We start from the raw sequence: 12967 nt of genomic DNA on the forward strand, positions 1-12967 counted from the left end.
TGCATGAAAGGATTGATCAAACACAGCCTGGTACTCGCCGCCGTCCTGCTGACCGGCTGCGTGTCTTACTCGCAGCACGAATTGCCCGCTGTACAGCCCTGGCCACCGACCGCCAACGCCCCGGCGCAAAAGCCCACGGCGTACGTGCACACCACCGCGCAGAACCACGTCAACGGCGGCCCTGGCAACGCGGCAGTCGGCGCACCGGTGGTGCTGTGGGAAAAGGCCGTGGCCGATTCGTTTCGCCAGTCCAACCGTTTCTCGCGGGTGAGCACTGACAAGGTCGACTCGGATATCTACGTCGATGCCACGCTGCACAACAACGAACAGTTCAGCATGGCCTCGGCGATCATCACCGGCGCGACGTTCTTCATCATCCCGAGCACAGCGAAAAACACCTTCACCCTGGAGACAGTGTTCAAGGACAAGGATGGCAAGGAGCTGGGCCGCGTCAAAAAGAGCGAATCAGTGCGCACCTGGATGCACTTGGTACTGATCGTGGGCATCCCGTTCCAGGCAGACACGCGGGAAGTGGTCGAGGCGTTGACGCGCAGTACGCTGGATGAAGCGGTGCAGCGCAAGTTGCTGTAACCCCGCCCTCTGCAGGAGCGAGCTTGCTCGCGAAAAACCGGAGAACACCGCAGGCATTCAGCATGCCCGCGGTATCGCTGCCAGCCTCAGCTCACTTGATCAGGTCAGGTCGAGTGGTCTTGAGCATCGCTGCGCTCACCGCGCCCTGAACCGAGCAGGTGATCATGCCATTGCTGGTCTTGGCCAGGTCATCGGGTGCGGGCTCGACCATCAAGATGCGTTCGGCCGTATCGGTGACCAGCTTGCCCGCGTTGTCATCGCCGCCTTCCGGCACCCAGGCTGATTGCTTGTGCGACCAGATCTGCGCACGCGCGTAGATACCGTTGGCTTTCTCCAACGCCGTACCCGGTACTTTACTCAGCTGAGCGTAAAGCGCGTCGGGTGCCTGTTCGGTGTAGAAACCCCAGTTGATGATGCGCGAGCCCATCAGGTCCTGGTCTTCGGCGAAAAAGCCGGTCAAGGTCATACCGTCAAGCGTCAGTGGCGTGTCGAACATCCAGCGCTGGCCCATATCGGACTTTGTGCCGCCGCTGAGCGTGATCTTGCCGTTCTCCAGCTTATGGGCAACACGCTCCTTGAGCCCTGCCTGGCTTACCACCGCCAGGGAGTTCTGGTCGCAAGCGAGAAAACTTTGCAGGGCAGGCGCCGCGGCGAAGCTGCTGGTGCAGGTCGCCAGTGCAGTGAGTGAGATAAACAGACGATGCAGTTTCATTGACAGCTTCCTTGGGTCCAAATAATGGGTGGGGGGGAGCGAGTTTGCTTCTGCAGTAACGGGATAAAACGGTTAACACGCATACAGGGCTTTGAGCATCATGCCGTTGGCATCAACTCACGGTGTTTGAACGGGCGCAGATTTGCTCCCACCCTTTCTCAATCGTGCCCGTGTACTTACCGCACGACGCGCCCCTTTCGCCGGCGAAGGCCGGTTCAGATCTTTGATGCGTCTGGGCATCGCCAGTGTGTCGGCAGTGGGTGGCATTGCATGAGGCATTGTGCCATTACTCTGACGCCTTGCGCGGTTTTGGGTGAGGGGCTTATAGTCCGGCCGTCGTCCAAATGGCGATCAGGTTTGGCGACCTGACAACAGAGTGCAAAAGCAATCCGCTTTCATGCAGGTGTTTTTGCACCCGCAAAGCCGTGCCTTTTATGGCGGCTGTGCGCGGGAGACCTTCGGGTCTGCCGGTTTACTCTGTTGCCGGTTCGCCAACCTGCGTACAGCTGCCACCCATTCGTTTGGCGACGATTGAGTGGTGGTCTCAACCACTTAACAGAGTGCCAATTATGAACCGTTACATGCCCCTGACCGGCCACGACTGCACCGTCCCCGCCCTGCTCATCGACACCCAAGCCCCCCTCGACGTCCTCCACGACGCCGCCGTGCACCGCATCCAAGCCGTCACCCAACTCCTGGAAAACCTGGCCTTCCGCGATCAGCTCAGCAGCGATGCCGTGGTGCTGCAGGACTTCGCCCATCTGCTGGCGATTCCGCTGCGCGACGGCTGTGATTTGTTGGATGCGATCAGTCGCAGGCTGAACGCCAACCCGTCCTGAGTTATACCGGGCGGCCCGTCCAGGCCGCCCTGCTCAGGAATTGATAACAATCGTCTTGGCCAACATATCGCCCAAGCGACGACGCAGGCCGAACAGTACAAAAAGACCGTCCAGCACACTGAACACCATCTTCGGAACATTGCGCAGGAACGACTGGAACAGCGTGCAGTTCGTGGGGTACGGGTAACCCACCACGGCCGTGCGGCACACCCGCTTGCCCAGGCTCTGGCCATTGGGCAAGGCATCGCAAAACAGGTAGTACCCGAAGGCTGAAAACAGCAGCACATAGTGGAGGCCATCAAACAATGCCGGGCCTCCTGCAGAGCTCAGATAGAAATAGGCATAGTCCAGGTTTCGGTTCAAAAACAGCAGGAAAAACACCACGGCCATATCGATCAGATAGCCGAGCAACCGTCTGAACGGGCTGGCGATGTCCCAGGTTTGCGTGGCCGATACCGAATCGTTCATGACGTATTTATCCCCTACCGTTGTCATAAATATCCGCAAGGCTGCGAACGCTCGTCAGGTTGCCGGTCTGAACCACGATGGTCTTGGCGAACATATCGCCCAGGCGCGTTCTGGACTCCATGAATATCCACACCCAATCGATCACCACCAGCGCTCCGGAATTGCGGGTTAACGCCTGGGAAACCGTGCAGCTTTTGCGAGTTTTACGGTCGACGACGGCGATGCTCAACAAACGCTTGCCCAGGCTCTGGCCGTTGGGCAACGCGTCGGCCAGCAGGAAGTAGGCGAAGGCTGCAAAAAACGCCGAGAGAAAACCAGCCTTGGGCGTCACGGCCGGCACGTAGGCAGACAATGCACCGGCGCAGAATTTGACGATGAAAAAGATCAGGACTGCGATGGCGCAGTCGATAAGGCGCGCGGCCAGGCGCCGGCCGATGCTGGCCAGGATCGTCGGGCGTTTGGCGGTGTGGTTTGCGTCCATGCGGTATTACTCCAGATTCATGGCGTTGGTGTGTTTTGACTGGGCGCAAATCGGCTTCCAGCCTTTCAATGGTATTGCTGTGCTGCCCGCCGGCCGGGAGTACCTGCGCCAGCGATGCTCGAAAGGCTCATGGAAACGTCGTCCCGATACGCGCTCGTTCATTCGAGAACCAGATGCCGGTGACCTTGCCCACCACATCCTCAAGCGCGACCTGGCCCATGAAGCGGCTGTCGTTGCTGACATCCCGGTTGTCGCCCAACAGGTACACATGCCCCGGCGCTACCTGGAGCGGCGCCAACTCAAGGGAGTAGTCCTTTTTGACGCGCTCAGCCGGTGCGTGAAACAAACCCAGGTTCTCACCGTTGCGGATCACCTCGCCATGGACGATGGCCAGAGTGTCACCACCGATTCCCGCTACCCGTTTGACCGCCTCGGTGCCATTCCAGCGATACACCACGATATCCCCCACGTTGGGCACGCCAGCCCGCAGGTCCGACATGATGTAGTCGCCAATCGACAACGTCGGGACCATCGACCCCGACGGAATGTAATAGTTTTTGAAGCCCAACAACGGCACCCGAAAGACGTCCAGCGTCAGCACCAGGACCACCACCACGCCGACGTAAAGAGCATGGAAGCGTTTACGCGGCACATTGGGCGGACCGCTGTAGCGACGGGCCAACACGGCGGACACGATGGCAGAGGTCAGTTTGACCGTGATGACGAAAGCGAAGAATGCATACAACCCAAGGGGTGTAGTGACCAACCCCAAGGCACCCATCAGCGCGACCCCGCCGAGCAACAACGCTGCGACCCGGATACCCCACTGTGTACGGCCTACATACACCAGGCCCCAGCCGGGTATGAGGCAGGCCATCAGGAAGGCCTGGAGGGAGAATTTTGCAGGTTTCATTGATCATCCTTAATAATGCAAATGCTGGCGCCGCGCATATTACTGCTGGGCTCGCCAATCCACATAACCTTTAATCGCGGTTAACTGGCTAAGGATGAAGCTGGAAAAATCCTCATATAAGACTTCCGCATCACTCAATTCAGGATCAATTTCGACAATTGACCAATCATTCGCAGCATCGAATGCATAAAAGACACCGCTCCCGGTACTGGCAAACACATACATATTACGATAAGCAACTACATCACATCCGGTGACAACTGAATACTTCGTTGGACCATCCTCGATGTAAAGTGCGCTATCCAGCTCACCAAATCCAAACTGTTCAAGGAATTCAAGATAGTCGAGCGGCACACCTACGCGGTCGAGAACCTCAACACCTCTCAAGACTAATTCACGGTTACTTAAGCAGCTTCCATAATCACCTTCATACAACGCACTGGACACTATTTCTCTTATAAGAACACCAACTTCCGACGCGCCTTTCATCGCCACTCCTTGCATCTGAACATTAACACTTTTTAGGTAGATAAACGTCTAACACGCCACCCGCTCCGACCTTATAGATATATTCGACTATGTATTCAACAGCCTGCTCACCTGCCTCGTTGACTGAGGCGGACATTCTTTCTTGCCGACCTGAAACCTTATAAGCCTGATGTGCAAAAAAGCCAATGACCAGAAGTATCAGAATCAAGCTGTCTTGCTCTAAGCTTTCCGTAATGAAATTATGCTCTCCCAAAGGACCATTTTGCATTTCATCCGAGTCTAAATAGTAGGCCAACTGCTCAGGGCTTAAACTTCTATCGGTTAACCATGACCAGCACAACTCAATAGCCCCACTACATTTAGTATAGGTAGCGGGAGCTGACGATAGATTATCTAAAGTTTGATCGAGAATCAAAAGAAAAATAGCCGCTCTTTTAACCCACATTTGCCCCTCTAAAACAGACAGACTTTCCGAGTAACTCATAGAACCCGATCCTTTTTAGCTCAAACACAGAAAACAATTAAGCTCACTTCTATCAAACTCCCTGACACTTCCACAAAATTGCGTAAGGCACCTCATCATTCAATGACCCCAATGAGCGAAAATAATAGACCGCTGACGGACCTTCCAAACTCTTATGAACAAAAGCGCCATCAGACATCACACGATAAGAGGCATACTCTCGAATATTACCGGCAGTCTCCAACGCTCGCTTTATTTCAATATAGGCCGCCCCAGCCTCCTCTGGCATCAACTCAAAGGGCGGAGGGCAAACAGCCCCATCATCACTTTCGACGTCTCTGTAATAGGCTCGCTGAAATGCTGCGTCACTGGCCGCCCAGTAAAATGACAATACTTTCAGCTTATCCTGCCCATCCTCTTTAATCGCATCTGCCAAGCAGTACTGAGTGACCGACATCTTGTACACTCCCTCATCGATGAGTAAAAGTCCTGCTTCGGGCACAGCAAGCGCATCACCCTTTTTAAGCTCGCGTAACAGTGCCCATTCAGTCATCACCAAACACTCCTGTTGCGATTTCCAATTATCTCGATGGGAACATACATGCGACGATTTGTCATACCGCTTAGTATCCTCCGACACTCAGAGGAAAGAGGGGCCTGACCCTGAGGAATCCCCACCGGATTGTCCCGCTCGAGATTGGCGGATATGGAGCTATTGGTGCGCGATGAAGTACACCGGCAAGCTCAGAGGCTAGAGTAGATTTGTGGGGACTCCTCAGGGTCTGCCCCCTTTTTTTCACTTATTCAGCCGTCGCTTTGACTCAAAATATTTATCTCACGCCAGTAGACAGTCGCTGGTAGAGACTGATTCTGATTAAACAAGGAAAAAACCTCGATTACATCATCAATATTAAACCACTCATCCTTTTTTAATGGTACACGGCCCGCACCAAACGACAGTAAGCTTCCATCTTCAAAGTTTGTACTAGAATTTGAATGATAACCTCTGAACAGTTTTTTACTTTTAGCGTCATATCTTTCAATAAAACAAGTGAATCTGCCTCCAGCCACTTGCACATAGTTACCCTCATCATCAGTTATACATGCGAATGAGCTAGGGCCGTAGCTTTTTAATTTTTTTAGCGTTTTTATAATCTGCGCTTGATTTACACCTACTACTACAGGACTATTTTCGGCTTCGAGCTTCATATTTCCCACCTTTATGGCACATAGACTGTTGTAGCGCTTTCGATGACTTGTCCATTTAGCCGTCCTTTCCCTTGCGCCCCAAACTCATTAACAAAGTAATCGGTAAATTCTTGATAGCTGGTCTTACTAGCCGACCCGCTTTTTACCTCAAGAGAAATAGGGGTCAGACCACCAATATACATTGGTGCACTAATCGTGGTCTGCCCCCTATTTCCCTGGGTGTCTTAGCCGCACCAAGCAACTGCTTAGTAGCGAACTTCCCATCAAAAAGAACAGGCAAATTATTCTTACTGGTTCCGGCTACTTCTTTTGCATCTACTATTCAAAACGACAGTAAAGTGGCCATTTATCAAGCCCGATTGAATTCAGGATCAACAATGCAATCAAGCCCAGCAGAAACAATTCATGTCCTTTGTCATTCGCCTCACCTGTGACTCGGATATTTCATCTCGGCCCTGCCTTCCAATTAAGGACTTCGGATCTACCACCTGTGGAACGCCGCTAACAACATCCGCCCCAACCGCTCGGGGCTCACTACCTGCATACCGCCGCCAATCCGGATGGTAAGGATTGGCCTTCATCTCGTCCGTAACCGTGGTAAGTCTCGTCGGCTTAGGTGCTTCCGCTGCCGGCTTTTCATCCTGGAAGCTCGCGCCATTCGCCGCTGGAGCACCGTCACCCACGGCTTTCGTTGTCCCAGAGGGCAAATCGCTCGGAGGTCCTTTTGCACCTGTTCAACCCTTCAATGCTGGCAAAGACAGCACTTCATCGTACTGTGGCCAGTCTTCCCTTGCGCGCTTGAGCACACCTTGCATCAACTCGTCCAACTCAGGCACTGGTTGCTCGGGCGGCAATTGGTCAAAGGGCGCGGCCAGCAGCGGATGATCAATCTTCTGCGGATTGGCTAAACCTTCCCACTGGCGTAGGCGCAGGATATAGAGAATTTCCACCGGCACGCGCTCCAAGTGCCAGTCCTGATTGAAGTCGTAGGAACTCTTCTGGCTCTCTTTGCCGGTTTGCCAAGTGTGGCGGTCACACGCGGCCAACAGGCAGGGCATCAGGTCGTCGGGGCTGGGAGTGCGCCACTTGGCCAACAAGGCTTCGTAGATGGGTTCGTCGTAAGCATAAGCAGGCCATTGATGCGAGACATCGCCCACCCAATCGGCAAACACACGCAGCATAAAGGCTTGGGCGCGGCGGTGTTGCTCTTCGTACTCAATCACTAATTGATGCCCACGATTGAGAGCCGCATGGGTGAGATAGCCCTGATGGATGACGGCATCCTTCCAGCCTAGGATCGCCATGGCGGCCATCATATTGGTGGCGGTTTGGATGCTGTAGTTTTGGCGGCGTCGATCATTGCCTGCCGCTTTGGCAATAATGTCGAACTGACCCGCCCAGAAGAACAACTGCCAAATTCCTACTTGGTAATAGCGCAGCCAATGGGCCAACTCCAGAAGCCATCGCGGATTATCTGGTGCGGTCGCCAATACCTTGTGGGCTCGTGTGACGGCTATCCATTCGGAGCTACTACGCGTAACGTTGTCACTATTCGGTACAGGCATTGATGGCTTCGCAAATGCATCGCCGCGCTCAACATATTCACGGATGCCATTCAACTCGTATTCATCTGAGACGTGTGGCCCCTTGGCTATGCGACCCAGCACACTTTTGTAGGAGGGCCATTTCGGGTTTACGCCCGAGCGCTCGCACTGAATTACTTCTTGGTCCATATTTCCACCTTAAATTCTGCTACACCAGTTTTACTGGGGGCGGGAACACCGACTTTGACTGTTACACCTTGAACCTTGGCTTTTCCTGAATCCAACGCCGCTTGCAAAGCATCGCGTAAAGCAGGATCAGAGTCGGGAATTCGAGAAATAGGGGTCAGACCACCAATATACATTGGTGCACTAATCGCGGTATGACACCAATTTTTAGCGGATCAACGAACACTAAAAAAACCAAAGAACGAGACCTAGAATAAAGCCAGCCCCAGCTATTTCTAGATAGAGCGCCATATACTCTTTTATAAGCCCGGCAACGTCTTCACCACCACTCAATCAATACCCGGCAACCTGAAAGAACACACACATAAACAACAGGCCGAACGCACAGGCACAAGGAAGATAGATGGCGATCCACCAAGACTCATTTCTTTTCATTGCCAACCGAAACCATTACGTGCGCCACACCACCAAGAGAAATTTGCCCCGCTTATTTGGGGACTTTATAAAAATGTGATCTGCCCCCGATTTCCTCTGATGTGGATGTTGCTGTAAATTCGCATCATTAGCCGCTGGTGTACCGTTACCGACTAACTTTGCTTCACCAGACGGCAAGCCGCTCGCAGGTTCTTTTGCACCAACTTATCTAGGAAGAAGATATTTCTCCCTAACCTGTGCCATACAATCGATCATTTCTGCCAGTTTCTCCCCTTTTAGCCCCACGTCTGCTAAATCATCGGCGCAGCATTTTTCATAAGCCCTAGCCAAACCCTCTAACATATCCTCCGCATAAGGACTTTCTCTAGATAACTCTAACCCATACTTCATACCCTCGCTAAATATTGCAGTTTGCAACACTGCAAATAAACCTACATCAGCAGACGTGCAAAGAGAGCCCGCTTCATCTTGAACATAAGCAAAGGCTTGTTCTGGCCGAAGACGAATCTGTGATATAGCCTTTTCATAAAGCCTAGATACTATCGGATAAATTTCTTCCACAGCCAAATCGATCGCCATAACTACTTCTCCACAGTAAATATATTTAACTGGATGTTAGGATACCGCTCGCGAAACTGATTGACAATATTAGTACAACTTGGGCAAACCATTTTCTCTGAAATCAAATTTATACGCCCAGAAGTTTGTGAGTTCGGACCTAGACGCTGAGCTAAAGTTTCCAAAATTTTAAATTCTGTATCCATGTCTCGCAGATACCCCTCAGTCGTTCCAACATATTTAGACGTAGAAACTTGAGGTTTTAATATCCACGAATTCAGATCACCACCAGGCTTCGGCAAAAACTCCTCGACCCTATTATCAAACTGACTATAAGCTTTCATCACCATAGTCTCTGATGACAGCGCACCAACATCCACTTCAGCAAATGCGACGTTTCCTTCTCGAGGTAACCCTGTCCGAACATCACTAACCGCCGCCGAAAGCCTATCCCTGATTCTCGGCGCGGTGGAGTTAGATAGGTAGACTAGGCGTTCCCCCTCTGCAATCGTCCCAGTCGTTTTTGTGCCGTTTGCCCCTAGGACGAAAAGCTCACCTGACGCCTCCGTCGCCAATTTCCTTTTCGCAAAGGCAGCGGCAATCGCCGCCGAAATCCTCGCTCCCAGGCCTACACCTGTGAGCGAAAGGGCCGCCTCATCCACCGCCGTGACCGGTTCAGCCGATTTCCTAGCTAATAACAACAGCCTCGACATCGCGTCTTTTGAAGCCATTTCGTTGGTCGAGACGTTAATGATTTCTGTCGCATGAGCATCTGCCTGCTCCCGACCGTATTGAACCCATTTGTCAAATGAGCTCAATTCGCCATAAAGGCCGTCGCCCAAGCCATTAAAAAGGCTCGTGTCTACAAACTGCTCTTTGGTGGAGTTGAACGCATAAACTGCAGAACCATTGGCAATAATTGCGGTGCCGTCTTTCCACGTTAATGGAATCTTCTGTTCAGCCAATTCTTGAATCGCACCTCTGGCAATCGCCAAATCACGATCCAGCCAATCTCGCGTCGGGTCATTGCCCCAGTTCTTTTCAAGCGCATCTAAACGGGCGTTTTCGACGACATCGACCTTTGATCCTGCTGCCATACGCAGCAAGTCTTCCCACGAGGCATCCGATTTCGGCTTGCGCCAAATTTTCTCTAACTCTTCTGCTTTCTTCTTGAGTAATGGCACCTCTTGGGTCAGGTGAAGTTGTCGATTGAATACTTCGACGCCGTAACCGGTCCCGGCCCCGACAACAGCGCCGCCGGTGCCATTCCCGGCGCCTGCTCCAGCGCCGATCCCGGTCGCAACCAACGCAGTGATGTTTTCCTGGCTGACCTTAGATAATTTGCTGTTTTCCAGCGCCTTTGCAATCGAGGGCATCAAGGCGGCGGAAGCACCGGCCCCCAACGCGCCACTTTCCACGCTGCCGCTGGACAACCCCATGGCGGCACCTGCCAACGCGTGCAACATGACGCGTGCTGCTCCACCTTCTGCCCATGCGGCTCGGGTGGCCGCGTCCGATTTCGGGTTCAGGGATTGCGCCTCAGCGTAATCACCCACTCGCTTGAAGATCTCGCTAGACGCAGTATTGGCGACGATACCGACTGTCGTACCGACGGGCGCGCCACCAAGGCCCGCGGCGATCAGTCCCGTCGCGATATCGGCCATCATTTTCTTGTCGCAGCCGAACTGCCAACGCTTGGCTTCCGAATAAGCCAGATCGGCGGCACGGGCGGTATCAGCAGCACCAGGCGCGCCTGCGTCTGCTTGTTCCTTCGCCGCCTGCCCAAGCTTCTTGGCCTCATCGGCCTTCGCCCTGCCTACCGCACTGATCACCCCACTGGCCAACTGCGCCGAGCTTTGGATCAGGTCAATACGCTCTTGCATGGCCTTTTCATCAGGCCGGTCAAGTTTCTGATTGGCGTTGGCGGTGTCGCGATTCAACCCCACCAGGTCATTGGCACCTTCGGCATTGCGAACCACAATCGTGCCTTCGCTGACCGCGCTACGGGTGTAGCTATGGTCTTTCTCCTTGAGCGCTATCGGGATGCTGCCGCCCATCGACGCACCGCTGGTACTGCTGGAAGACACCGAAATACCAGCAGACTGACTTTTGATCTCGCTGACATTCTTGATATCGCTGACGATCAGCCGATCCGTGCTGAGCCGGTTCTTATCAGCTGACGCCTCACTGGCAATCACCGCGCCTTGCAGGGTGGTGGTCTTGCCGACATTGATGTCGTAGCCGCCCGTGCCCGCATACAAACCGCTCTGGTCGGTCACGCCCTTGTAGTCGCTGTTCATATTCGCGGCGGCAAGGTTCGCCGAGCCCGCTACGGTAGAGCCGTAGCAGAACGGAGGGACGCAGATACTGGCGCCGAAGCCTGCGCTGCTCTGTTTGCTGCGCGACGACTCGGTGTCCTGGAGGGAGATGATATTGAGGTTGCCGCCAATATCTGCCTTGATACGGTCCGCACGAACCTGGGCGCCTTTGAGGGTGGTATCGCCACCGCTTTGTAACAACAGGCTGCCTGTATCGAGGGTGCTATTGACCTGAGTGACGGAGTTACCGTTGCCATTGTTCTTGGCACCCTGCGCTCCGAGGTCGAGGGTGAAGCCGTTTTGCTCGCCAATATTGAAGCTGGCGCCAATGGCGGTTTTATTTTTCGACCCTTCGTTTTTGCGGTCGGTGGTGTTTTGTGCGCTTTGCATCAGCACATCGTTTTTGGCTAACAACAAGGTGTTGGCGGCTTTCAAGCTGCTGCCGGTGATCTGGATATCACCCTGAGTACCCGCCGCTGCGCCCGTGGCAACGATCGACAAGTCTTGCCCTGCGTTGAGCGTGCTCTGCTTGGCGGTGACACTGTTGAATTCGCTGCTGTTCTTGCTGCGGTTATTGGCCAGTTCAGTACCGATCTTGATCAGCGAACCGTTGCCGGGCGTGCCGCCGGTTTTGTTTTTGAAGCCGGAGCTTTGCGCATTGGCGTCCGAAGCCTGGCCATTCAGGTTGTAGGCGGCGAGGGCTGCCTGGGCGATTTTGACTGCCTTGAGTCGTGGGTCATCAGCGCTACGGGCCGCTTTGACGGCGTCGCGCATGCTGGTGGCGGTGTCCACTACCGAGCCCGCGATCACGCGCCCAACCGCCAAGCTCTTGGAACTGTCCTTACTGGTCTGACTGGCCGTCTCCATCCCCGAAGTAACGGTGACATCAGCCCCACTCAACTCCATGTTCTTGGTGCTCACCAGATCACTGGCCACCACCTTCAACTCACGCCCCGCCGTCAACGACACATTGCCCGCGCTCGAACCAATCGTGCTGCCGGTCAAGGTCATTTCATTGGCCGTGCCGTTGCGCTTCGAGCTGTTGATGTACAGCTTCTGGTTGCCGGTCATGTCGTCCAGACCGAGCTTGTTGCCGGTCAGCACGCCGGTGAGGTCGCGATTTTTTTCCTTGTGCATGTCGGTGCGGGCGAAGGTGTTCTGCGCCGCGTCGATGGTCAGGTCACGGCCGGCCTGGACGGCGAGGTCGCCGGTGCTGACCAGGTTGGAACCGGTGACCGTGGCGTCGCGTTTGGCGGCGACGGTGACGGTTTCGCCGGAGACCATGCTGCCCAGGGCGGTGGTGCGTTTTTCGTCGACTTTGTCCTGGACTTTGCTCGACTTCAGGCCGCCCCAGCTGCTTTTGCTTTCCTTGCGTTCGTGGCGGGCGCTGTCGGCGTTGCTGACGGCGAGGATGTTCACGTCCTGGCCGGCCACCAGTTGCGTAGCGCCTTTTTCGGCAGTGACGGCGCTGCCGGCCAGCAGCAGGTCCGCACCGGCGACGACGGTGCTGTTCGTCCCCGCGCTGACCAGGCTGCCGACGTTGTTCACGACGTCGGTTTCATCCAGGCGGAATTTCTTGCCCTGGGAGGTTTTCTTGGTCTTGCTGTAGAAGCTGTAGTCCTGGTCTTGCGCGGCTTTGAGCTCGAGGTTTTTGCCGGATACCAGGTACGCCTCGTTGCCGGCATTGACCTGGCTGGCGACCAGTTGCAGGTTCTGCCCGGCGCTCAGGGTGGCGTCGCCGCCGGCCTTGATCACGCTGGA

General features: G+C 54.4%; 13 protein-coding genes. 2 read left to right on the forward strand and 11 right to left on the reverse strand.

The annotated features are described in order from the left end of the window. Window positions 1-3 precede the first annotated feature (3 nt). On the forward strand, window positions 4-591 hold the full coding sequence (locus BFP99_RS26065; RefSeq protein WP_065926305.1) for a hypothetical protein: 588 nt from the start codon (window positions 4-6) through the stop codon (window positions 589-591). 91 nt (window positions 592-682) lie between these two features. Here BFP99_RS26065 and BFP99_RS26070 read toward each other — a convergent pair whose 3' ends face one another. After that, window positions 683-1303, reverse strand: coding sequence for a hypothetical protein (locus tag BFP99_RS26070; protein WP_065948563.1), 621 nt, complete (start codon window positions 1301-1303; stop codon window positions 683-685). Window positions 1304-1884: 581 nt separating this feature from the next. Between BFP99_RS26070 and BFP99_RS26075 the strand changes: the two genes are divergently transcribed. Continuing rightward, entirely contained in the window at window positions 1885-2142 is a 258-nt protein-coding gene (locus BFP99_RS26075) for a hypothetical protein (RefSeq protein ID WP_065948568.1), read from the forward strand. Between the two features lie 33 nt (window positions 2143-2175). On the opposite strand, the gene BFP99_RS26080 is transcribed toward BFP99_RS26075, so the two are convergent. From BFP99_RS26080 to BFP99_RS26120, 10 genes are all read right to left on the reverse strand, one after another. Continuing rightward, window positions 2176-2610, reverse strand: a complete 435-nt coding sequence (locus BFP99_RS26080) for an RDD family protein (protein ID WP_065926302.1) — start codon at window positions 2608-2610, stop codon at window positions 2176-2178. 7 nt (window positions 2611-2617) lie between these two features. Continuing rightward, window positions 2618-3091, reverse strand: coding sequence for an RDD family protein (locus tag BFP99_RS26085; RefSeq protein WP_051429414.1), 474 nt, complete (start codon window positions 3089-3091; stop codon window positions 2618-2620). Between the two features lie 127 nt (window positions 3092-3218). Then, complete coding sequence (gene lepB, locus BFP99_RS26090; RefSeq protein WP_065926300.1) at window positions 3219-4004, reverse strand: signal peptidase I; 786 nt, start codon at window positions 4002-4004, stop codon at window positions 3219-3221. A gap of 39 nt (window positions 4005-4043) precedes the next feature. Then, window positions 4044-4493 carry a hypothetical protein gene (locus BFP99_RS26095; RefSeq protein ID WP_065948564.1) on the reverse strand — a complete coding sequence of 150 codons (450 nt, stop codon included), beginning with the start codon at window positions 4491-4493 and terminating at the stop codon, window positions 4044-4046. 22 nt (window positions 4494-4515) lie between these two features. Then, window positions 4516-4977 (reverse strand): Imm6 family immunity protein, encoded by a 462-nt coding sequence (locus BFP99_RS26100; protein ID WP_065948565.1) that lies wholly within the window; start codon window positions 4975-4977, stop codon window positions 4516-4518. A gap of 52 nt (window positions 4978-5029) precedes the next feature. After that, window positions 5030-5509, reverse strand: a complete 480-nt coding sequence (locus tag BFP99_RS26105; protein WP_065948566.1) for a hypothetical protein — start codon at window positions 5507-5509, stop codon at window positions 5030-5032. Between the two features lie 251 nt (window positions 5510-5760). Further along, window positions 5761-6165: a hypothetical protein gene (locus BFP99_RS32455; protein ID WP_074848310.1), complete on the reverse strand. Its 405-nt coding sequence runs from the start codon at window positions 6163-6165 to the stop codon at window positions 5761-5763. Window positions 6166-6899: 734 nt separating this feature from the next. Continuing rightward, window positions 6900-7574 carry a hypothetical protein gene (locus BFP99_RS26110; RefSeq protein ID WP_065926296.1) on the reverse strand — a complete coding sequence of 225 codons (675 nt, stop codon included), beginning with the start codon at window positions 7572-7574 and terminating at the stop codon, window positions 6900-6902. Between the two features lie 960 nt (window positions 7575-8534). Then, window positions 8535-8909 carry a hypothetical protein gene (locus BFP99_RS26115; RefSeq protein ID WP_065926295.1) on the reverse strand — a complete coding sequence of 125 codons (375 nt, stop codon included), beginning with the start codon at window positions 8907-8909 and terminating at the stop codon, window positions 8535-8537. Window positions 8910-8911: 2 nt separating this feature from the next. After that, window positions 8912-12967: hemagglutinin repeat-containing protein (locus tag BFP99_RS26120; protein ID WP_176719705.1), on the reverse strand; the 4056-nt coding region annotated here is incomplete at its 5' end.

This window comes from Pseudomonas sp. 1 R 17 (assembly GCF_900067035.1).
Taxonomy (GTDB): Bacteria; Pseudomonadota; Gammaproteobacteria; order Pseudomonadales; family Pseudomonadaceae; genus Aquipseudomonas; species Aquipseudomonas marginalis.